General features: G+C 67.4%; 17 protein-coding genes. 5 read left to right on the top strand and 12 right to left on the bottom strand.

Annotated features, from left to right (window positions below; all coding sequences use genetic code 11):
* Positions 1-20: 20 nt before the first annotated feature.
* Positions 21-2,399: a helix-turn-helix domain-containing protein gene (locus ABZ004_RS34050; RefSeq protein WP_355685469.1), complete on the bottom strand. Its 2,379-nt coding sequence runs from the start codon at positions 2,397-2,399 to the stop codon at positions 21-23.
* Between the two features lie 147 nt (positions 2,400-2,546).
* Positions 2,547-4,985, bottom strand: coding sequence for a tetratricopeptide repeat protein (locus tag ABZ004_RS34045; protein WP_355685467.1), 2,439 nt, complete (start codon positions 4,983-4,985; stop codon positions 2,547-2,549).
* Between the two features lie 687 nt (positions 4,986-5,672).
* On the opposite strand from ABZ004_RS34045, the gene ABZ004_RS34040 reads away from it, so the two are divergent.
* The gene (locus ABZ004_RS34040; protein WP_355685466.1) at positions 5,673-7,022 is read left to right on the top strand and encodes an HD-GYP domain-containing protein; all 1,350 of its coding nucleotides are present in this window, start codon (positions 5,673-5,675) and stop codon (positions 7,020-7,022) included.
* Positions 7,023-7,075: 53 nt separating this feature from the next.
* Complete coding sequence (locus tag ABZ004_RS34035) at positions 7,076-8,302, top strand: HD domain-containing phosphohydrolase (protein ID WP_355685464.1); 1,227 nt, start codon at positions 7,076-7,078, stop codon at positions 8,300-8,302.
* Here the strand turns inward: ABZ004_RS34035 and ABZ004_RS34030 are convergent.
* The 4 genes from ABZ004_RS34030 to ABZ004_RS34015 all read right to left on the bottom strand — a co-directional run bounded on the left by ABZ004_RS34030 (position 8,264) and on the right by ABZ004_RS34015 (position 13,975).
* Complete coding sequence (locus tag ABZ004_RS34030; RefSeq protein WP_355685462.1) at positions 8,264-8,866, bottom strand: DUF5317 domain-containing protein; 603 nt, start codon at positions 8,864-8,866, stop codon at positions 8,264-8,266. The two genes, ABZ004_RS34035 and ABZ004_RS34030, sit on opposite strands and share 39 nt — an antisense overlap.
* Positions 8,867-8,914: 48 nt before the next feature.
* A complete protein-coding gene (locus ABZ004_RS34025) occupies positions 8,915-11,938 on the bottom strand; it encodes a S8 family serine peptidase (protein WP_355685461.1) in 3,024 nt (1,007 codons plus the stop codon).
* A 109-nt stretch (positions 11,939-12,047) separates the two neighbouring features.
* Positions 12,048-13,706: a monocarboxylate uptake permease MctP gene (mctP, locus tag ABZ004_RS34020; protein ID WP_355685459.1), complete on the bottom strand. Its 1,659-nt coding sequence runs from the start codon at positions 13,704-13,706 to the stop codon at positions 12,048-12,050.
* Positions 13,703-13,975 carry a DUF3311 domain-containing protein gene (locus ABZ004_RS34015; protein ID WP_355685457.1) on the bottom strand — a complete coding sequence of 91 codons (273 nt, stop codon included), beginning with the start codon at positions 13,973-13,975 and terminating at the stop codon, positions 13,703-13,705. Before ABZ004_RS34015 ends, mctP begins: the two co-directional genes overlap by 4 nt.
* Positions 13,976-14,056: 81 nt before the next feature.
* On the opposite strand from ABZ004_RS34015, the gene ABZ004_RS34010 reads away from it, so the two are divergent.
* Entirely contained in the window at positions 14,057-15,115 is a 1,059-nt protein-coding gene (locus ABZ004_RS34010) for an endonuclease/exonuclease/phosphatase family protein (RefSeq protein WP_355685455.1), read from the top strand.
* Between the two features lie 14 nt (positions 15,116-15,129).
* Here ABZ004_RS34010 and ABZ004_RS34005 read toward each other — a convergent pair whose 3' ends face one another.
* Positions 15,130-16,035 carry a DUF2785 domain-containing protein gene (locus tag ABZ004_RS34005; protein ID WP_355685453.1) on the bottom strand — a complete coding sequence of 302 codons (906 nt, stop codon included), beginning with the start codon at positions 16,033-16,035 and terminating at the stop codon, positions 15,130-15,132.
* A gap of 119 nt (positions 16,036-16,154) precedes the next feature.
* Here ABZ004_RS34005 and ABZ004_RS34000 point away from each other — a divergent pair, with 119 nt between their 5' ends.
* On the top strand, positions 16,155-17,630 hold the full coding sequence (locus ABZ004_RS34000) for a histidine kinase N-terminal domain-containing protein (protein ID WP_355685451.1): 1,476 nt from the start codon (positions 16,155-16,157) through the stop codon (positions 17,628-17,630).
* A gap of 123 nt (positions 17,631-17,753) precedes the next feature.
* On the opposite strand, the gene ABZ004_RS33995 is transcribed toward ABZ004_RS34000, so the two are convergent.
* Positions 17,754-18,005, bottom strand: coding sequence for a WhiB family transcriptional regulator (locus tag ABZ004_RS33995; protein WP_012922773.1), 252 nt, complete (start codon positions 18,003-18,005; stop codon positions 17,754-17,756).
* A gap of 396 nt (positions 18,006-18,401) precedes the next feature.
* On the opposite strand from ABZ004_RS33995, the gene ABZ004_RS33990 reads away from it, so the two are divergent.
* Complete coding sequence (locus ABZ004_RS33990) at positions 18,402-18,812, top strand: hypothetical protein (RefSeq protein WP_355685449.1); 411 nt, start codon at positions 18,402-18,404, stop codon at positions 18,810-18,812.
* Positions 18,813-18,850: 38 nt separating this feature from the next.
* Here the strand turns inward: ABZ004_RS33990 and ABZ004_RS33985 are convergent, their stop codons facing one another.
* Genes ABZ004_RS33985 through ABZ004_RS33970 form a run of 4 tightly spaced genes read right to left on the bottom strand, consistent with a single transcriptional unit; the run spans position 18,851 to position 21,790 of the window.
* Positions 18,851-19,645 (bottom strand): RNA polymerase sigma factor SigF, encoded by a 795-nt coding sequence (locus tag ABZ004_RS33985; RefSeq protein ID WP_355685448.1) that lies wholly within the window; start codon positions 19,643-19,645, stop codon positions 18,851-18,853.
* A complete protein-coding gene (locus tag ABZ004_RS33980; protein ID WP_355685446.1) occupies positions 19,642-20,034 on the bottom strand; it encodes an anti-sigma regulatory factor in 393 nt (130 codons plus the stop codon). Before ABZ004_RS33980 ends, ABZ004_RS33985 begins: the two co-directional genes overlap by 4 nt.
* A 23-nt stretch (positions 20,035-20,057) precedes the next feature.
* On the bottom strand, positions 20,058-20,855 hold the full coding sequence (locus ABZ004_RS33975) for an amino acid ABC transporter ATP-binding protein (protein ID WP_355685445.1): 798 nt from the start codon (positions 20,853-20,855) through the stop codon (positions 20,058-20,060).
* Entirely contained in the window at positions 20,855-21,790 is a 936-nt protein-coding gene (locus ABZ004_RS33970; protein WP_355685443.1) for an amino acid ABC transporter permease, read from the bottom strand. The genes ABZ004_RS33975 and ABZ004_RS33970 overlap by 1 nt, the downstream gene beginning before the upstream one ends.

Here is a 21,790-nt window from a genome sequence, read left to right as displayed (position 1 = left end):
CGGTTGTGGCCGGTTCTTTTTTAGTCCCGGTTCTCGGTGAGCAGCTTGAGGGCGTCGGCCTGGTCGTTGGGGGAGATCGAGGCGAGCAGAGCTGCGGCTTGCTGCCAGAAGGTGCGGGCCTTGCTGAGTTCGTTGCGGGCGGCGTGGATCTTGCCGAGCTCGATCAGCAGCTGGCCTTCGCGCTGGCGGTTGGTGTAGGTGCGGGCCAGTCCCAGTCCGGCTTCGGCCTGGACGATGGCCTCCGGATAGTTGCCTGACTTCCGGTAGACCGTGGCCAGGCGCAGCAACGTCTCGGCCTGGGAGGTCGGGTCACCACCGCGTTCGAAAATCTCCAGGCTGGTCAGCAGCGGCTGGACGGCCCGCTCGTACTGGCCCACGGTCAGGTAGTTCTCGCCAGCGGTCTGGTAGCGCTTGCCGAGCGAGCGGAGGCTGCCGGACTTCCTGGCCAGGTCGATGCTGAGATCCCAGGAGCGCTGGGCCTCGTCGAGCTCACCTCGCAAGGCATATCCGCGCCCCAGGGCCAGGTGGCTGATGCCTTCCAGTGGCACGTCACCGATCTGCCGACTGAGGGCAAGTCCCTCCTGAGCCCAGTGCAGGGCCTCGTCCGCGTTCTCCAGCAGGGCGTAGACGAAGCTGAGCGACGTACAGACCCGGGCCTGTCCGGCCAGGTCGCCGAGTGTCTGGAACATCTCCAGACTCCGGAGCATGTGGATGCTTCCCTGCTCGAGCTCGCCTTGCTCGACGTCCGGGATCGCGAGGTCGTGTTCGAGCCAGGCCGCCAGCCGGTCGAAGCCGAACTCACCGGCCAGCTGACGGGCCACCGCGTCGCAGGTGCGCATTTCGGACCAGCGGTCGCGCGCCTCGTAGTACCCGAAAAGGGCTAGGCCGAGCTCGGGCACCAGGTGCCGGAGCGCGGGGGTCTGGCTGGCCTGGGTGAAGGCTTCGTCCAGGTTGAAGCGCTCGTGGTCAAGCCAGGCCAGGGCCGCCCGGGTGTCGGCGAGCTCAGGCAACTCTCGGGGGAGGGTGCTGGCCAGAGCCAATCGGTGGCTCGCCGGGTGAGTCAGTTGCTGGCAGCGCCAGGCCACGCCTGTGTACAGCTGGATGAGCCGGGTCATGGCGTCGGTGCGGGCGCCTTCGGACAGCACCTGGAGGCTGCGCTCGCGGGCGTAGGCGAGGATCAGGTCGTGGAAGCGGTAGTGGTGCGGGCCGATCGAGCCGAGCAGGTTCAGGTCGACGAGTCGCTCGAGCATCTGCTCGGTGTGCTCGACGGTGTCGCCTAGCAGGTGTGCGGCGGTGACCGTGATCAGCTCCGACGCGTTCGGTAAGCCGAGGATGTCGAGGGCGGCGGCGGCTTCCTGATCCAGCTTGTCGTTGCTGTTGGCAAGGAATTCGACAGAGCCGGCGATGTTGGCCCGGACGCCGGACTCGCCGGTGCCGAGTTCGTCGAGACGACGGTGTTCGTCCTCGAGTTGGTCGACGACGTACTCGACCGGCCAGGACGGCCTGGCCGCCAGCCGGGCTCCGATCAGCCGTACTGCGAGGGGCAGGTGGCCGGTCAGCTTGGCGATCGAGTGGGCGGCGGCACTGTCCGGGGAGACCTGCGAACCGGCCGCGATGCTGGACAGGAGCTGAACCGCGTCGGCCTCGTCCAGCGGGGTGAGGTTGATCTGCCGGAAGCCGGGCAGGGTGGTGAGTGCCCGGCGGCTGGTCACGATGACGGCCGAGCCCGGCGAGCCGGGCAGCAAGGCGGTCACGTGCCCCGCGCTGTTGGCGTTGTCGAGCAGGATCAGCATCCGGAGCTCGGCCAGCCGTGACCGATACAGGGCCGCGGCCTCGTTCACCCCTTCCGGAATCGTCCGGTCGTCGACTCCGAGCGATCGCAGCAGCTGACCGACGGCTTCGAGCGGAGTGATCACGTCGCCCGGGCCGTAGCCGCGCAGGTCGATATAGAGGTGCCCATCAGGAAAGTTGTCCGCAGCTAGATGCGCGGCGTGGATCGCCAGCGCGGTCTTGCCGACCCCACCCATCCCGGTCACCGCGGCCATCCGCACAGTCCCCGGCGCGCCGTCCGCCCGGGTGAGCGTCTGCAGCAGAATCTCCAGCTCAGCAGCCCGCCCCGTGAAGTCCGACAAGGCCGGCGGCAGTTGCCTGGGCACCTCGACGGCAGTCGGTGCCGGAGCGCTCGCGCCGCCGGCTCGCCGAGTACGCCGGGCAGCCAGCGCAAGCCGCTCGATCGACTCCTCGTCCAGCCCGAGCGCCGTCCCCAGCGCCCGGATCGTCTCGATCCTCGGCCGCCGCCGCGTCCCACGCTCCAGCAGGCTGACCCCCTGCTCGCTCAACCCGGCCTTCTCCGCCAGCGCAGCCTGAGTCAACCCAGCCGCCGTCCGATACTCCCGCAACAGCGAACTCAAATCCTCCTCACTCAGCCAACCCACCTCCCCACTAGCCCCGCATCAAACACCCGTTCGACCCCAACTCTAGGAGCTTCCACCCCCAACCGCCCCACCTGTCCACAGCACCAACGGACTAGCCCCAACGGACCAGCCTCAACTGTCGGCGGGCTCGTCACCCGGAGGTGGGTTCTCAGCGAGAAGCCGCAGCGCTACGGCCTCCTCCTGGGGAAGGATGGGATGGAGGAGGACAGCCGCCTGAGACCAGAGCGACCGGGCAGTGGTGAGGTCCTGCTGGGCGGCGTGCACCCGGCCCAGCTCGATGAGGACCTGACCTTCCCGTTGCTTGTCACCGAAGGCGCGAGCCAGCCGGAGGCCTGCCTGGGCCTGGGTCGCCGCCTCGGCAAGGCGCCCCTCCCTGAGATAGATGCTGGTCAGGAGCTGGTGACCTTCGGCCTGCGGGTTGCCGACGCCGATCTCGTCGAAGAGGGCCAGGCCGGTGAGGATTGCCGGTATCGCCAGGTCGTCACGGCCGGCCATCATGTACGACTGGCCGGCGGACAACTGCCGTTTGGCCTGGGACCGCAGATTTCCGGACTGTTCGGCCAGCGAGATGGCCAGATCGAAATGCTTCTTGGCAGGGCCGATCTCGCTCCGGAGCGCATGGAACCTGCCCAGTGCGAGGTGGCTGATCCCTTCCAGCAGATGGTCTCCGATCCGGCGGCTGTGGCCGAGCGACTGTTCGGCCCAGGTCAGTGCCTCGTCGAGCCGGCCCATCAGCGCATGAACGAAGCTGAGCGATGACAGGCAGCGGCCTTCTCCGGCAGAGTCCGCGCTCGCCCGGAACATCTCCAGGCTGTTCAGCATGTATGTGCGGGCCAGTTCGAAGTTGCCTCGCTCTAGCGCGGGAATGGCTTGGTCATGCTCCAGCCAGGCGGCGATGCGGTGGTAACCCAGCTCGCCGGCGATCTCGCGGCCGATGGCATCGACTGCACGCATCTCCGACCAGCGATACAGGGCCTCGAAGTAGCCGAACATGGCGAGGGCGAGTTCCGGAACAATGCTCCGGAGAGCAGCAGAGCTGTTCGCCTGGCGAATGAGTTCAACGAGGTTGGGCAATTCCCTGTCGATCCAGTTCAGGGCAGCCCGGGCATCCGGGAAGTCAGGCAACGAAGCTGGCGGCGGACTGGCGAGGGCAAGCCGGTGGCTGTCGGAATGCGTCAGCTGCTGGCATTTCCAGGCGATGGCGGTGTAGAGCTGGAGGAGGCGGGTGAGGGCATCGGTGCGGGCGCCTTCGGACAGGACCAGTTGGGCGCGTTCGCGGGCGTAGGCCAGGATCAGGTCGTGGAAGCGGTAGCGACCGGGGCCGGTGGATTCGAGGAGGTTCAGGTCGACGAGGCGTTCGAGCATCTGCTCGGTGTGCTCGACGGGCTCACCCAAGAGGTGTGCGGCCGTGACGGTGATCAGGTCTGAGGTGTTCGGGAGGCCGAGCAGGTCGAGGGCGGCGGCGGCCTGTTGGTCCAGCTTGTCGTTGCTGGTGGCAAGGAACTCGACGGAGCCGGCGATGTTGGCGCGGACGCCGGATTCGCCGGTGCCGAGTTCGTCGAGGCGGCGGTGCTCGTCCTCGAGTTGCTCCACGACGTACTCGACCGGCCAGGACGGCCTGGCCGCCAGCCGGGCCCCGATCAGCCGTACTGCGAGGGGTAGGTGACCCGTCAACCGAGCGATTGACTGGGCGGCTGCGGTGTCGGGTGCGACCTGAGGTCCGGCGATCCTGGACAGGAGCTGGACCGAGTCGGTCTCGGCCAGTGGGGTGAGGTTGATCTGCCGGAAGCCGGGCAGGGTGGTGAGCGCTCGTCGACTGGTAACGATGACAGCCGAGCCTGCTGCGCCGGGGAGCAGGGGAGTCACCTGTGCCGCGCTGTTGGCGTTGTCGAGCAGGACCAGTACTCGTAGGTCGGCCAACCAGGAGCGGTAGAGGCCCGCGGCTTCGCTCACACCAGCGGGGATCGTCCGGTCATCAACCCCGAGCGCCCGGAGCAGTTGGCCGAGCGCCTCCAGCGGATCGATAGCATCACCCGGGCCGTAGCCGCGCAGGTCGACGTACAGGTGACCGTCGGGGAAGTTGTCGGCCGCGAGGTGTGCGGCGTGGATGGCCAGGGCGGTCTTGCCGACGCCGCCCATGCCGGTGACGGCGGCCATCCGGACTGTCCCGGGCGGGCCGTCTGCCTTGGTGAGGGTCTGCAGGAGCAGGTCCAACTCGGTAGCGCGGCCGGTGAAGTCGGAGAGCGTCGGCGGTAGTTGCTTGGGCACTCTGGCTACGAGTTCATCCGGCGGGGCAACTGGCGCAGCCGGCGCGAGGCGGGGGACCCGAGCGGCCTGGGCGAGGACCTCGATCCCCGCATCGTCCAGGCCGAGTGCCGTGCCCAGTGCCTGGATCGTCTCGATCCTGGGGCGTCGGCGGGAGCCGCGCTCCAGCATGCTGACTGCTTGCTCGCTGAGTCCGGCCTTCCCGGCCAGGGCAGCCTGGGTCAGGCCGGCGGCGGCCCGGTACTTGCGCAGGAGGGTGCTCAGGTCCTCGCTCAGCTGACCCACCTCCCCGCTCGATCCCGGCGGACGAAACGCTCGTCCGGGGGCCAACTCTAGGAGCTTTCGCGCCGACCCGGGTTCGGTTGTCCACAGCCCCGATCGCGGAATGCCATCAGTTCAGCACTTTCCGCGGTCGCGGCACTTTGGTGACGGCGGCACTTCGGTGTCTTCTGACGCGGTTCAGTGACAAATGTTAAACCACTGTTTGAAAATAGCAGTGGGTATCCAATTGCAAACGCTCCGGATACGAAACCTCTGTGCCCAGTGGTCTTGTGGTGACATGTGACCAAATTGCAAAGGACCCCGGTTTCACCGGGGTCCTCGCTGTGCGTAGCCGCCTGGTTCAGGCGTTCGGGCGCTTACCGTGGTTAGCGCCCTTCTTCTTGCGTGCACGGCGCTTGCGGCCGGTCTTGCCCATAAGAAAGCCTCCTTGTAACAACTGCAAAGAGTCACAGTCTCTCATACCACGACGGTGTGCTCAGCACGGTGCGGCGGGTCACGGTCTGGCTTACAGTGTTTCGGCGCAGGTCGGATGAGCAAAATCTACTAAAGAGTCAGCGATGCGCTGTCTAGCCCCCCTGATCCCGCTACGGCGGGTTCAAGACTACGCCGCTGGTCGGAGGTGACTATCATGGCGAGCGACAGCTGGGACTGGTGAACTTTGCCGTAGCGGGAGACTGAGGTGACGCCCCGGTGAGAGCTTCGCTGCTTCGGGCAGCGGTCGCTGTTTGTGCCGTCGCCGCAGCGGCCGTGCTTGTGGTCTCACTGACCAAGATCACCTTTGGTCCTACAGTTCTTGCGCTCTGCGTGCTGATGCTTCTCGGCGGAGCGTTGCGGTTCAAGGTTCTTCCCAACCATCCGGCAGCTCTGGATTCTGTCGCCTTGGTTGCGGTCTTTGTCATCGCCGGTCCTTGGACCGCGATAGCCGTCGCGGTCTTCGGGTATCTGCCGCAGCTGAGACAGCCGTCGCCGATGGTGAAGCGGATTTTCAATCCTTCGTACCGGGTTCTCGCAGCGGCTGGTGGCGGCTTGGCCTATGCCGCGGCGGGGGGAGTGGTCGGCAGGGACGTCTTCGACCACATCCCGATGACCTTTGTCGCGGCGGTGGCCGGAACGATCGGTCACCAACTGACCAACGCGGTCCTGGTCAGCATCATCTTGTGGCTCGAAGGCCAGGTTGCTGTCGGTGCCTTCCTCCGCGAGGTCATCGCGCCGACCTTCATGCCGATGCTCGGATACAGCGCGCTGGGGGTCTTGCTGGCTGTCCTCTGGACAGGTGGGCTGGGCATCGTCGCGTGCCTGCTGGTGGTGGGGCCATTGATCGTCGTGCGATGGGCGCTGTCTCAGTATCAGGCTGAGAGAGCTGCCCAGGCCGCCACGATGAGGGCTTTCATTCAGATCATCGAGACCAAGGACCTCTACACCAGAGGCCATTCGGAGCGGGTCAGTGCTGGAGTCGGCATGCTCGGGCGTCATCTCCGGCTGACGGAGGATCGCCAGAACGCACTGGAGCATGCGGGACTGCTTCATGACGTCGGCAAGGTAGGGGTTCCCACCAGCATCATTCAGAAGCCGGGAAGGCTGGACGACTCCGAGATGGATGCGATCCGGCTGCATCCGGCACGGGGGGTCGAACTGATCGGCAACATCCCCTTTCTCGAAGAGGTCAAGTCGGCAGTGTTGCACCACCATGAGAAGTACGACGGGACCGGCTACCCGGCCGGCCTGAGTGGCGCGAGTATTCCCTACTTTGCCCGGATCATCGGAATCGTGGATGCCTTCGACTGCCTCACCTCGACGCGCTCCTACCGGCCGGCTCGCAGCGTCGACGAGACGCTGGGCATCCTGGTCCAGGATCGGTTCACCCACTTTGATCCGGCGCTGGTCGATGCGTTCGTCGATGTCATCAAGCACCGGGGCTGGACCGCCGCCGCGGTCGATCAGCCCCAGCCGGACGGCAATGTCCAGGTCAGCATCGACCACGACGATCTGAGCCTCGGTAGTGGTGGCGGAGCCTCCGGATCCGCGGCCGGGCCAGCATGATCCTGGCCGGTGAAACAGATGGTTTGGAGTCGCGGCGACTGAGTAGTGGCGTCGTGATTGCCTTCGCCGGTGGTGTGCTGGGACTCGTCTCCCTGATTCTCGTTAGTCGCCGAGGTCTGACCGAATGGCCGTTCGCGCTCGTGTTCGGACTCTTGATCGCGGTCGGCGAGATGGTGCAGTTCCGGGTGGACCGGAGTCGCAACAGGGCGCCGATCGCGACCAGCGCCGCGCTGGGATATCTGATGCTTCGCGGTCCGGCGGTCCACCTCCCTCCTGACCTGGCGCAGATCGTCGCGGTCACCGGCTTGGCAACGTTGGCGGGTATTCTGCCGAGGGCTGTCGCCGGCCTCGGATGGGATCTGGTGATCTCCAGTCGGCGTGTGCTGTCGGTGGCATTCGCCGCTGTTGTTTTCGATGCTGTGACTGCGGACAGGTTCTACTGGAACGGCTCCTGGACGCATGCAATGCTGCTGACCGGCACGATGCTGCTGGCGGTGTTGTCGGCCGGAACGATCGATGCGCTGGTCGGTGCTGGGCAGGCGACCGAAAGGTACAACCGCCCTTTTCCAGCGGCTCTTCGGGATGAGCTGGTGGTCATGGGCCGCATCGGAATGGCCATGGGGATCAGTGGGGTGCTCCTGGCGGCAGGTACGTCGCTGCTGGGCTTGTGGGCGCCGCCGTTGGTGGTTGTGCCGTTGTTGTTGACCCAGTTTGCGTTCAGGCGGTTCGCTTCGGCGCAGCGGACCTATCGGGCGACTGTGCGGTCGATGGCCCGGAGTACGGAGATCGCCGGATTCAGCAGTCCTGGTCAGAACGCCAGGACGGCGAGTCTGGCGGTGGCCATCGGGAATGATCTCGGGTTGACGCCGACGCGGATGGAGGCCTTGGAGTACGCCGCCTTGTTGTCCGGGGTGGGGCAGTTGGCGTTGGCCGATCCGAGTCCGGGTGGGGCGTCGCTGCTACGGACCAGGGAAGAGCGGCAGCGGGCAGCCGAGATCGGCGCTTCGGTGATCGAGCGGTCGGGCGTACTCGGCCATGTGGCGGAGATCGTGCGGCATTCGAATGATCCTTATCGGCAGGGGCGGGCCAGTAATTCGGATATTCCGTTGGAGAGCGGGATTGTGAATGTGGCGCTGGCTTATGAGCAGTTGGTGGGGGAGGGGACGGGGCAGAGTCCCGACAAGGCGATGGAGAGCATCGGGCTGGGGATCGGCGCGGAGTACGACCCGGTGGTGGTGGAGTCACTCCGGCGGGTGGTGGGGCGCGGCTTTCGGTTCTAGGTCGGCCCAGGAGGGGACCACAGCGGCTGGGACTCGGCCGGTGGCGCCCATGCCGGCGTACAGGAGGAGGCCTGCGCCTGCGGCGATGAGGACGTCGCCAGGGCTTACTGCTTGACCTAGGCCTGGAAGGGCGACTGGTACTACGTCGCCGAGCCAGGGGAGGGTCGTAGAAGGATCGGCGAGCTCGTGGCGTGGGTCCGCGACGAAGTGGTCGAGTCCGGCGCGTAGGAGAGCTGTGGCAGACACCGGCATCGCTCCGTTGAGGGCGACGACCAGGGCATTGCCGAAGAAGCCCAGGGCAAGCAGTGCTACGCCGGGGCGGAACAGGTTGAGCCGGAGGAACACGGCGATGCACGCGGCCGAGCCGATCAGGCCGACCGGGTAGGCGATGCCCCCGGTCAGGGCACCCAGGAGCTGGCCGATGCAGGCGGCCGCTAGCCAGTGCAGCCCGGCCAACGTGTTGTCGGCCAGGTTGCTGAAGCGGCCGCCTGTCAGCCGGGCCGCCCCCGCGGCGAGCACCATGACGAGCAGAACCAGTAACACCTTCGCGATTCTGCCCGCCATGGCTCGCTAATCCTGCTTAGCTCGCTTCCGTGCGTGTCGTGCTGATCACTATGCGTTGATGCGGATCACTGTCCGGGCGAAGGTCGAAGTACCGTCGCCGTAGGACAAGGTGCCCAGGTAGCGGGTCCCGGCAGTGAGCCCGGACCAGGACGCGGTCTGCGAGAACTCCTGTCCGACAGTGGTCACCTTGCTGGCCGGACTGGCCGTCAGGTTGCCCGCTGCGGTGCTCCCGAGCTGCCAGTCGAACTCACTGATCTCCTGCTGGGTAGAGCCCTTGGCCAGCGCGAACAGATCGACATACACGTCGTAGCTGCCCGCTGCCGGGTTGGTCAGGTCCACCTGCTCCTGAGCCGTGCCGCCCGTACTGGAGCCGACCAGACTCGCAGTACCGGCCGAGTAGACGAACATGTCGAGGTCGGTCCCCGCGGGCACGTCGGCGTCGAACGTGCCGAACCGAGCCAGCGTCGTACCGGCCGGCACTGTCACCGTGTACTTCGCGGTGTGCTCCGAGGCCGTCGGGCTCCCGGTCGGGAAGCCGGCACCACTGGGGTTCGTCAGGGTGCTGGTCCGCTTCGTCGCCGGAACCAGACCGGCTACGGACGTCGTCAGCGTTCCCGCGATGCCGGACTTCACCGGGATCTTCCTGGTTCCCGAGACGCCCGTTCCGGCGACCTCGAGCGGCGAGCGGACGCCGACCGGCCGGAGTACGAGCTGGCTGCGGACCGAGTGGGTGCCGTCGGACCAGATCAGGTTGCCGTTGACATAGGTCCCGTACGCCGCCGTCGTGCGGGCGAACGTGACCTTGTACGACGCCTTCTGGCCAGGCGACAACGTGAGCTTCTTGGGCGACACCGTCGCGGTCACGCCCTCGGGTGCGGTCACGGTGGCCTTGTACGTCGTACGCCGGGTGCCCACGTTCGTCACCGTCCGGGTCACCGTCTGGGTGCCGGCCAGGTCGCCGATCGCGATGTTCGGCTGGTTCAGGTCGCTCGGGTCCCGGCTGCCGAAGATCCGGCAGAAGTTGTTCGAGGCCGGCAGCTCACCGGTCCCGCAGAGGAACCTGGTCCAGTCGATCGGACCGGAGTCGTAGACCAGGCCCGGATCGGCGGCCGAGTTCGGCGTGACGTGACCGGAGCCGTAGTCGAACGGGCCGGCCGGTGCGCCGGTGTCACCGGTGATCGGGTTGCCCTTGTTGTCGAGCACCGAGGCACTCGTCATCAGGGCCGACTTGATCGCCATCGGGCTCCAGCGTGGGTGCAGCTGCTTGAGCAGGGCAGCGATCCCGGTGATGTGCGGCGCGGCCATCGACGTACCGGACTCGAAGTCGAAGCTGAGGCCGTTGTGGTTGACCGGGGAGACCGCGGCGAGCACGTCAACGCCGGGCGCCATGATGTCAGGCTTCAGGATGTCGCCCTGGCCGGCGATCGCCGGGCCGCGGGACGAGAAGGATGCTACCCGCGGTGCCTCCGCACCGGTCACCTTGTGGCCCGCGCCCAGGGACGCGGTCGCGCCGGGGTTGGCGCTGACGTACGCCTTGATGGCGGCCCCGTCGGTGTCGCTGACGTGCACGGTCGGCACGGTGTGCAGATCGGCGTTGAGGGAGTTCGGGCTGACGTTGGTCAGCACGACGCCGACGCCGCCGGCCTCCCGAACGGCCTGGCTCTTGTCGGTCCGGGCGTTGCTGCCCCGGTCGCAGACGACGATCTTGCCGGCCACCTTGGCCGGATCGAGGAAGCCTTCCGGATGCGCAGGATCGGCCACCTTGGAGAAGCAGAGCCGGGCGGAGGTCGCGTTCGCGCCCGGCAGCGCAGCGTCGGCCGCCAGGATGAGTGGACTGCTCGGTACGGCGGCGCCGAGGCCGGCGCCGGTGTAGGTGGCACCGTTGCCGAGGGTGACCGAGGCCTGGAAGGCGCGGTCATGGGTGCCGGCGGCAACCGACATCAGCCAGGGCGAGTTGTGCGCCACGGTGGCCGCGCCCGGCCCCGAGTTGCCGGCCGAGGTGGAGACGAAGATGCCGGCGGTCGCGGCGTACAGGAACTCGATCTCGACCGGGTCGACGTCGCTGGTCGAGCTGCCGGAGACCGAGTAGTTGATCACGTCGACGCCGTCGAGGATCGCGTCCTCGATCGCCTGGACCAGGTCGGCGGTGCTGCCGGACGCGCTGGCGCCGGTGTTCCACAACGCCTTGTAGACGGCGATCCTGGCGGCCGGGGCCATCCCGCTGCCCTTGCCGAGCGAGTTGCCGTTCACCACCATGTCGGTGTCGTAGTTGCCGCCCGCGGTCGACGCGGTGTGCGAACCGTGGCCGTTGATGTCACGCGGCGAGTTGACCTCGTTCACGTACGGCGCGGCGTGCACGGCCGCGTCGCCGCCGATGCCGGTGTTGTAGTACCGCGCGCTGACGATCTTGTTGCTGCAGTTCGCGGTCGTCCATTGCTCGGCGGCCAGGCAGCTACCCCGGAAACCGGTCAGCGGGCCGGGATTCGCCAGCGGCGCGAAGGACGGATTCTCCGGCCAGACCCCGCTGTCGATGTCACCGATGACGAGGTTCCTGCCGCCGCCGGCCTTGGCCGGTCCACCGAGCTGGTCCCAGAGACCGCCCGGCTTGTCGAGGCCGAGGAAGCCCGGCGTACTGACCGTGTCGGCCTGCCGGATCTCGTTCTTGCTCACGCTCAGCACGCCGGGCGTCCGGGCGAGCTGGGCCGCCTTCGAGGCGGTCATCTTCGCAGCGAAGCCGTTGAAGCCGATCGAGTAGTCGTACAGCTTGCTGACGCCGGCCTGCTTGGCGAGCGCGTCGTGCCGGCTGGTCAACAGGCCGCGGTACTTGGTGGCGTCCGCGGACCGGCCGTTGAGTTTCGCGCCGGCCGCGGGTTTGGTCGACTTGTAGCCGGCGATGGTGCCGGTGTAGCCGGCCAGTGGCAGGTCGGCCAGCTGGACGATGTACGTCGCGGTCGGGCCGGCCGCGGCCGGTGCGGCGGCGGCCGGATAGGCAGCGACCCCGGTGGCCAGAACGACAGTGGAGACGGTGGCGATGCTCACCGCCCGCCGTCGGGACGTGTTCAGGTAGCGCATGGGCGGAGTTCCCCCTACGGCTCAGGCGACGGCCCCGATGGCCGGCGCTGACTTCCCCAGGGGGAACTCTGCTCCTGCTATGCGCCTCTCAGCAAGCGGTCGGTGCCATTTAGTTGCCGGTGGCCCGTGCTGTGCCCTCGCCGTCCAGAACCTCGGGAAGGTCTTTCACACCAGGGTCTCCGGCGTCCGCGAGGTAGTCGGTCGGGTGCGTCGAGTCGACCCCTTCGGCCACCTTCAGAGCCCGGAAAATCGCCGTCAGGACAACAGCAATCACCAGGTTGATAACGAACGCCGTCAGGCCGATGTAGGCCTGCTTCTCGGTGAACGGGATGTTCGCCAGCGAGCCGCCGAAATGCTTCTTGGTGGCCGGATTGATCACCCGGTACGCCGAGATCGTGCCGAACACCATTGCGACCGCCCAGCCGGCCAGCAGCGCCCAGCGGTGCAGCCACCGGGTGAACAGACCGACCACGATGGCCGGGAACGTCTGCAGGATCCAGATCCCACCGAGCAGTTGCAGGTTCAGCGAGATGGTCTTGTCCATCCCGAGCACGAAGATCAGCGCCCCGAACTTCACCAGCAACGACGCCAGCTTCGAGACCTTCGCCTCCTGCGCCGGGGTGGCGTCCTTCTTGATGAAGTCGCGGTAGATGTTGCGGGTGAACAGGTTCGCCGCCGCGATCGACATAATGGCCGCCGGTACCAGCGCACCGACCGCGATCGCCGCGAAGGCGATGCCCGCGAACCAGGCCGGGAACTCCTGGTCGAACAGCCGCGGGATCGCCAGCTGCGGGTTCGCCAGGCCGTCCAGGCCCTTCACGTTGACCTGCGCCTTGGTGGCCATGAAGCCGAGCAACGCGAGCAGCCCGAGCAGCAGCGAATACGCGGGCAGGATCGCCGCGTTCCGGCGTACGACGTTGCGGTTCTTCGTCGACAGCACCGCGGTCACCGAGTGCGGATACATGAACAGCGCCATCGCCGAACCGAGCGCCAGTGTCCAGTACGCCGAGTAGCCGGTCATCCCGGGGATGAAGGCGCCGGCCGGTTTGCCGGTGGCCGGGTTCGTCGTCGCCAGCTTCGTCTTGGCCGCACCGAAGATCGCGTCCCAGCCGCCCAGGACGTGCGGCAGGTAGATGATCGCGACCCCGATCACCAGGTAGATCAGACCGTCCTTGACGAACGCGATCATCGCCGGGGCGCGCAGACCGGAGGAATACGTGTACGCCGCCAGGACGGCGAACGCGATCAGCAGCGGCAGGTCCTTGGCCAGCGTGTTGTTGCCGCCCAGGCCCATCGTCTCGAAGACCGCCTGCATACCGACCAGCTGCAGCGCGATGTACGGCATCGTGGCCAGGATGCCGGTGACCGCGACGGCCAGCGACAGCCCGCGGCTGCCGTACCGGCCACCGACGAAGTCCGCCGGAGTGACGTAACCGTTGCGGTGCGCGACCGACCACAGTCGCGACATGAAGATGAAGATGATCGGGTAGACCACGATCGTGTACGGGACGGCGAAGAACCCGCTGATCGCACCGGTGGCATACATCGCGGCCGGCACGGCCACGAACGTGTACGCCGTGTAGAGGTCGCCGCCGAGCAGGAACCAGGTGATGAAGGTGCCGAACCCGCGACCACCCAGACCCCACTCGTCCAGGCTCTCCAACGCACCGGTACGCCGCCAGCGCGCGGCCATGAACCCCATCACCGTCACCGCGGCGAAGATGATGATGACGATGGTCAGCTGGACCCAGTCGACCTTGGTGTTCATCGGTCGCCTTCCTTCCGGCTGGACCCGGCGTCGAGTCCTGCCGACGCTCGTCGTCTGCGTTCCTCGTGCATCACTAACCGGTAGGAGACGCTCACTGTGATCGCAGAGACGAACACCCAGGCCAGCTGGTACCAATAGAAGAAGGGGAATCCCCAGAGCCGGGGTTCCTCTTTGGCATAGGTGGAGACTAGAAGCGGTACTACTACTGACAACGCCAGCAAGACGCCGGCGATCCAGTAAGCGGGTCTGACCGCGGCCAGTTTGGACACAGCTACCTCCTCGGAACGACAGGCGCAACGCTGGACGCTACCGTTCGGCGCTACAGGGTGACTAGACCTTCAGGGTGGGCCATGGACACTGAAACGGGATGGAAGCTGCGGCGGGTCGTACTCTCTGTGCTGTTTCTGTTGTTCGTTGCCGTGCCGCTCTATCCCGAGCTGTACGGGCTGGAGGCGGTCAGCCCGTTCGCCCAGTTGGTCGCCTTCCGGCCGCAGGCGCTCGCGCTGGTGCTGCTGGCCGGTCTGCTGATGCTACTGCGCCGCGGCTGGCGGCTGGCCGCAGTACTGGTGACCGCGTTGTCGGTGGTCGGGATGGCGCTGGTCGCGCCGCGGGTGTTCTCCGGACCGACGCCACCGCCACCCGGGTCCAGGGCACTGACCATCATGGTGGCGAACGTGCTCGGCGGCGGGGCGGACGCCGGCGAGGTGGCCGACCTGATCCGGGAGCAGCGGCCCGATCTGGTGTCGTTGCCGGAGGCACGCGCCGACGTACGGCAGGAGATCCAGGACCACCTGCAGGGCCTGTCCTACCGCGGCTACACCCAGCAGGCCAACGCCGCGGTGGAGAGTGCGACGAGTGTGCTGGTGGCGTCGTCGCTGGGTGAGGTGCAGTTCGACTCCGAGAAGCTCTACACCGGCAAGATGAACTCGACCCAGCCGAAGCAGGCTCCGGGCGAGCCTGGTGCCGGCACGATCGGGCCGGTCCAGCAGACCACCACCCAGTTCGGCCACATCATCGTGACCGGTGGCTCACTGGGCAAGCTGCGGCTGATCGTCTACCACGGCTACCCGCCGCTGCCGTCCGAGGTGACCGCCTGGAAGCGGGATCTCGAGGTGGTGAAGGGCTGGTGCAGTCAGGACCAGCCGACGATCCTGGCCGGCGACTTCAACGCGACCAGCGATCACTACGACTTCCGGCAGGCGCTCGGCGACCACTGCCGCAGCGTCGCGCCGTCGGTCGGCGAGGGCCTGGTCGGGACCTGGCCGGCGGACCGGATCGGCCTGGCCCGGACGCAGATCGACCACGTCGTGATCACCGACGGGATCAAGCCGGGCAAGTTCACGACCTACAAGATCGCGGGCACGGATCATCGCGCGGTGATCGCGCACGTCGCCGTACCGAAGCCCTAGGAGTCCTAGGAGTCCTAGGCCTGGTTCGCCGCGGGCCGGTAGATGTAGGGCTGGGACGAGCGGACGGCTTCGGTGAGCATCAGCAGCATGTCGGCGCGGGCCTCGATCGACCGGCCGAACAGGTCGTCGTCACCGGGGATCGGGAAGCCCTTGACGCCGATCGCCAGCTGGCTGAGCAGCACGTGCAGCACGCCGCGGGCATTGAACACGTTCGGCGTCGGCCACTCCGGCAGCGTCTCGTGCATCAGCGGCTGCTGGGCCGCGGTCGCCGCGATCGGCTTCAGCCAGCGCTCGAGCTCGTCGGTGGTCAGCATGTTGCGGTGCAGGATCGTCATCACCGCGTGCGCGACCCGGTCGTGCTCCTCGTGGACCCAGCGGTACGGCGTGTCCTTCACGATCCGGTCGGCCAGCACGTCGAGGAGGGCCCGCAGTACGCCGGCGTCGCAGTGCCGCGACCTGGCCAGCGCACCGATCGCGTCCGCACCGTGTGCCACCGCGTGAGCCCAGCCGCAGTCGGTCACGTACCCGCGCAGGTCGCGCTCGCGCAGCAGCCAGGTGGCCAGCCGGTCGCCCCAGCGCATCACCACCTCGTCGTGCACCAGGAACTCGGCGTTGTCGCGGTGGATCACCTCCGCCAGCGTCAGCGCGGTGAACGAGCGCCGGAACACCGTGTCGGTGCCGTCCTCGCCGAGACCGTAGGCGAGCCCGGCGCACAGACCGTCACCGAAGCCGGGCAGCAGGTCGTCGTAGATCCCGCGCTCGAGCCAGGTGGCCAGCGTCGGGTACGCCAGCGCGTCCCGGATCTGCGGGTTGGTACTGGCCAGCCCGCGCACCAGCTCCTCGGTGAGGTCGGTCAGCGCCCGGTCGCGCGGTACCGCGTAGTCCGCGGCCATCACGTCCTGCCAGTACGTCGACTCCACCGAAGCATCCTTTCACTTGGATCCGAACAATCAACACCCATCCGCCGGATCTGTCGAGCCGGCGCCCGGCGGCCAGCGCCGCGACGTCTCGCCCGACCCGAGGCGCTAGGGTCAGGATCGTGCCGTCTTTGACCGATGTGGCGCGGAACCACACGACGCTGGACTCCGCCGACCTGGACCGGCTGCAGCTGCTGGTCTCCGACTGGCAGATGCTGGCCGACCTGTCCTTCGCCGACCTGGTGCTCTGGCTGCCGGACACCGAGGGGCTCGGGTTCTGGGCCGGTGCGCAGATGCGGCCGACCACCGGACCCACGGCGTACCTGGACGACATCGTCGGCAGCTTCATCCCGCGCGACCGCCGGCCGCTGCTCGACCAGGCCTACGACGGCGGCCGGATCTGCCGGGAGGGCGATCCGGAGTGGCGCGACGACGTCCCGGTCCGGGTGGAGACCATCCCGGTCCGCCGGGGCAGCCGGGTGATCGCGGTGATCGCGCGCAACACCAACCTGCTCGGCGTACGGACCCCGTCGCGGCTGGAGATCGCCTACCTGCAGAGCGCCACCGACCTGGCCCGGATGATCACCGACGGCATCTTCCCGTACGGCGGGGAGCGGCTGCTCTCGACCACCCCACGCGTCGGGGACGGCTGTATCCGGGTCGATCGGCACGGCATGGTGACGTTCGCCAGCCCCAATGCGTTGTCCGCCTACCGCCGGATGGGTCTGGTCACCGATCTGGTCGGCAGCCGGCTCAAGGACATCACCGCGGACCTGATCAACAGCGGCCGCAAGGTGGACGACGTCCTCGCGTCCGTCGTCACCGGCCGGGCCGCCCAGGAGATCGAGATCGAGAACCCGGAGGCGACGCTGTTCCTGCGGGCGATCCCGCTGCGCGCCGAGGGCGAGCACGTGGGCGCGCTGATCCTGCTCCGGGACGTGACGGAGCTGCGCAGCCGGGAGCGGGAGCTGGTCACCAAGGAGGCGACCATCCGGGAGATTCATCATCGCGTCAAGAACAACTTGCAGACCGTCGCCGCGTTACTCCGGATGCAGGCAAGGCGCATCACTGTGCCAGAGGCGCAAGCGGCCTTGTCCGAAGCGGTCCGCAGGGTGGGATCGATCGCGATCGTGCACGAGACCTTGTCCGAATCCTTCGACGAGCACGTGGACTTCGACGACGTGGCCGACCGGGTCGGCGCGATGGTGGCCGACGTGTCGACCGTGGCGACGCAGGTGACCACCCGGCGTACGGGCAGTTTCGGGGTGCTGGACTCCGAGGTGGCCACGCCGCTGGCGATGGTGCTGACCGAGCTGATGCAGAACTCCGTGGAGCACGCGTTCGGCGGCCGGGAAGGGGATGCGGCCGGGGAGATCCTGCTGGATGCCCGGCGATCGGTCGGCCGGCTGCGGGTGGTGGTGACCGACGACGGGCTGGGGCTGCCCGCCGGCTTCGATTCCGAGACGTCCGGAAATCTGGGCCTGTCGATCGTTCGCACACTGGTGATCGGGGAACTCGACGGAGTGCTGGAGTTCGGTCCGCGGCATGACGGGGGTCAGGGGACCACGGTCGTGCTGGACATCCCGGTCAAGGACTGAAAAACCCTGTGTTTACGGGAGAATAAGCGGTTTTGCCTGGAAGACACTGCGCCTGGAAATTTGAAAGGCCCCGCGGATCCCGCGGGGCCAGCCTCTTTGAAGAGGGCTCAGCGTGAAGCTCTGTCAGGCGGTGCGGATGCGAGCGCGGGCGTTGCGGCGCTTGAGTGCGCGTCGCTCGTCCTCACTCAGGCCACCCCAGACACCGTGATCCTGACCTGCTTCCAGCGCCCAGGCAAGGCACTGCTCACGCACGTCGCAGCGACGGCACACCTGCTTGGCCTCCTCGATCTGCATGATCGCGGGCCCGGTGTTACCGATGGGGAAGAACAGTTCCGGGTCCTCATCGAGGCAAACGGCCCGGTGGCGCCAATCCATGGCGGATCCCATCTCTCTCAGTAGTTTGTCTACGCTGACGGCTGGTCATGTGCCCGATCAGCGTGCCTGTAATCGCACGGGGGGTTGGTGCGAAGAGTTGTGAACGTTTTCACGAACGACTCCATGTTCCCAATCTCGCGTTAACGAAACAAGGGTTCTGGAGTTGTCGATCCGATCACAACACTTCCTTAACACTCCGAACCGGTGCACAGCGGTTCACCACGTCCGTATAGCGGACGAGGAAGCCTTCGTGCGATCACCCGTTCACTGCAAGTAACCGATCCGGACGCCCTGGGGTTACGCAAAACCTCGAAACCCTGTGGGGCTGAAGTTCTCCGGACACCGGTTGCCGGGGGAAAGAGGGTCATCATCCCGCTCGGCACTACGCTGGAACGCGTGCCGACCGAAACGACGCCGTCCACCGCACCACGTCCGCTCAAGCTAGCCGCGGCCGTGGTCGCAGCGGAAGGCCTTGTGGTCGCCGTCCTGGGAATTGCCGAAGTATTGACGATCGACCGCGACCGGCTGACCCTCGGCGTCACCACCGCAGCGTTCCTGCTCGTGTACGGCGTGGCACTGGTGCTCGTCGCTCGCGGGCTCTACCGGACCTCCACCTGGAGCCGCGGGCCGGCCGTGTTCGCCCAGCTGATCCAGCTCTGCATGGCGTGGAGCTTCTGGGGCGGGGCGACCTCGGCCGTGTCGGTGGTGCTCGCGCTCGCGGCGGTCGGCGTACTGGCCGGGCTGTTCCAGAAGGTGTCGATGGACGCCTTGGCCGACGACCCGACCAAGGACAATCCAGTCCTCTGACAGCGGGGCCGGCTTCCCCCACCCCGCTTTTGCCGCTTTTACTCCTTGAGCAAACCAGCGCGGAGTTCGGTGAGCGTCCGCGCCAGCAGGCGGGAGACGTGCATCTGGGAGATGCCGATCTCCTCGGCGATCTGGGACTGCGTCATCCCGCGGAAGAACCGCAGTGTCAGGATCCGCTTCTCCCGGGTCTCCAGCTGGGCCAGCAGCGGTTTGAGCGACTCGCGGTACTCGACGCTCTCCAGCGCCTCGTCCTCGCCGCCCAAGCCGTCCAGGACGGTGGTGGCATCCGCCTCGTTCTGGTCCGGGGCATCCAGCGAGAGGGTGTTGTAGGCGTTCGCCGACTCCAGCCCATCGATCACCAGGTCCGGTGCCAGCCCGAGCCGATCGGACAGCTCCGCGACGGTCGGGGCCCGGCCCAGCTCCTGGGTCAGCTCAGCGGTCGCCGCCGTCAGCGACAGCCGCAGCTCCTGGAGTCGCCGGGGGACCCGGATCGCCCAGCCCTTGTCCCGGAAGTACCGCTTGATCTCACCGAGGATGGTCGGCGTGGCATAGGTCGAGAACTCCACGCCGCGGTCGGAGTCGAACCGGTCGACCGCCTTGATCAGGCCGATGGTGGCGACCTGGACCAGGTCGTCGTACGGCTCGCCGCGGTTGCGGAACCGCCGGGCCAGGTGCTCGACCAGCGGCATGTGCAGGGCGACCAGGCCGTCCCGGGCCAGGATGTGCGCCGGATCGCCGCTCTTGGACGACCCCATCGCGGCGAACAGCTCGGCCGTCCGGGTACGTAGCTCGGTTGGCTCCCGGGCCTCGCCCGGGGTGCGTTCCTCGGTCACGCCTTCTCAGCCGCCGTCGCCGACGAGGTGACGGTGATCGTCAGCCGGCCGTCGACCGTCTCGGCCGCGACCGACTCGACCAGTGCGGTCAGCACGGTCCAGCCGAACGAGCCGGTGTCCGGCTTCCAGCCGTTCGGGACCGCGGCCGACGTACTGACCCGCATCAGCGGCGGGTCGATCTCGAAGACGCAGTCCAGTACGCCGTCGGAGGCCTGCGGGAGCAGCAGCGCACAGGCCTCGTCGACGGCGATCCGCAGATCGTCGATCTCGTCCACGGTGAAGTTGTTGCGGGCCGCCAGGTTGCCGACCACCGACCGCGGTACGGCGATGTAGGCGCCGTCGGCGGGGATGCTGAGGCGGACCTCGGCGGGTCGTCCGGTGCTGCTCACTGTCTTGTGCCTCCTGGCGGGAACTACGAGTTGTGCTGCTCCGACCGTAGCCTGGTCAGGAACGTCTTGGTGCGCTGGTGCTGCGGGTCGCCGATCACCTGTTCCGGCGGACCGGACTCGACCACCACACCGCCGTCCATGAAGACCACCGTGTCGGCGACCTCGCGGGCGAACGACATCTCGTGCGTCACCACGATCATCGTCATCCCCTCGCCGGCCAGTTCCTTCATCACGGCCAGCACCTCGCCGACCAGTTCGGGGTCGAGCGCGGACGTCGGCTCGTCGAACAGCATCAGCTTGGGCTGCATCGCCAGCGCCCGGGCGATCGCCACCCGCTGCTGCTGACCACCGGACAACTGCGCCGGGTACGCCGCGCCGCGGTCGCCCAGGCCGACCCGGTCGAGCAGCTGCTGTGCCCGGTCCCGCGCGGACTTCTTCGACTCACCCTTGACCTGCACCGGCGCCTCGGTGACGTTCTCCAGCGCGGTCATGTGCGGGAACAGGTTGAACCGCTGGAAGACCATCCCGATCTCGCGCCGCTGGGCCGCGATCTGCTTGTCGTTCAGCCGGTACAGCTTGCCGCCGCGTTCGGCGTACCCGGCCAGGTCGCCGTCGACCCAGATCCGGCCGCCGTCGATGTCCTCGAGCTGGTTGACACAGCGCAGGAAGGTGGTCTTGCCGGAACCGGACGGGCCGAGCAGGCAGACCACCTGGCCGGTGTCCACCTCCAGGTCGATGCCCTTCAGCACCTGGTTGTGATGGAACGACTTGGTCACGTTCACCGCGCGGACCAGCGGTCCGGCCACTACGTCTTGGCTCATCAGATCGTGTCCACTCCCGCCGGCTTCGGCGCCCGTCGTCCAGCCCCACCGAAGCCGCGACCGAAGCGGCGTTCGAGGAAGTACTGGCCCACCATCAGCACACTCGTCGCGGCCAGGTAGTACAAGGTCGCGGCGACCATGATCGGGAACGTCTTGTAGTACTGCGAACCGATCGACTGCAGCTGGTAGAAGAGCTCGGTGATCACCGGCAGCCCGATCAGCAGCGAGGTGTCCTTCAGCATCGCGATCGTCTCGTTGCCGGTCGGCGGCACGATCACCCGCATCGCCTGCGGCAGCACCACCCGGCGCATCACCTTGCCGCGGCCCATCCCGAGTGCCTGCGCGGCCTCGGCCTGGCCGGGATCCACGCTGAGGATGCCGGCCCGGGCGATCTCGGCCATGTAGGCCGCCTCGGACAGGCCGAGGCCGATCACGCCACCGACAATGCCGGAGAAGACCGTGTTCGCGTCGACGGTGGCGAACCGCAGGTCACCGTTGAGGCCGAGCCAGTCCATGATCTTCCAGTCGAACGGTACGCCGAACGACAGACCCTTCTGGAACAGGATTCCCAGCGCACCCATCGTGGTCAGCAGGACCAGCCGCGGCACGCTGCGGAAGAACCAGGTGAACAGCCAGGCGACCCCGGACAGCACCGGGTTGGGCGACAGCCGCATCACCGCGAACAGCACGCCGCCGCTGACGCCGACGATCATCGCCAGCGCGGTGACCAGCAGGGTGCCCTTCAGGAAACCGTTGATCACCGGCTGCTGGTTCATCGCCTCGAAGACGAAGTGCCACTCGAACGCCTTGTTCGTCACCAGCAGGTGGACGAACATCCCGGCGAGCACGACTACGACGGCGATCCCCAGCCAGCGACCCCGGTGCCGGACCGGCACAGCCTTGATCAGGCCGGGCCGGTCGTCTTCGGTTGCCAT

Origin of the sequence: Kribbella sp. NPDC006257, from assembly GCF_040613535.1 — a bacterium.
Taxonomy (GTDB): Bacteria; Actinomycetota; Actinomycetes; order Propionibacteriales; family Kribbellaceae; genus Kribbella.
Note: the sequence above shows the minus strand (reverse complement) of the source record. Positions and strands in the feature narration are given on the sequence as shown.

Coding starts and splice junctions, on each gene's coding strand:
- mctP (WP_355685459.1), bottom strand. CDS start 13,706: ATGAACACCAAGGTCGACTGGGTCCAGCTGACCATCGTCATCATCATC.
- ABZ004_RS33970 (WP_355685443.1), bottom strand. CDS start 21,790: ATGGCAACCGAAGACGACCGGCCCGGCCTGATCAAGGCTGTGCCGGTC.
- ABZ004_RS34030 (WP_355685462.1), bottom strand. CDS start 8,866: ATGGCGGGCAGAATCGCGAAGGTGTTACTGGTTCTGCTCGTCATGGTG.
- ABZ004_RS33995 (WP_012922773.1), bottom strand. CDS start 18,005: ATGGATTGGCGCCACCGGGCCGTTTGCCTCGATGAGGACCCGGAACTG.
- ABZ004_RS34010 (WP_355685455.1), top strand. CDS start 14,057: ATGGACACTGAAACGGGATGGAAGCTGCGGCGGGTCGTACTCTCTGTG.
- ABZ004_RS34025 (WP_355685461.1), bottom strand. CDS start 11,938: ATGCGCTACCTGAACACGTCCCGACGGCGGGCGGTGAGCATCGCCACC.
- ABZ004_RS33975 (WP_355685445.1), bottom strand. CDS start 20,855: ATGAGCCAAGACGTAGTGGCCGGACCGCTGGTCCGCGCGGTGAACGTG.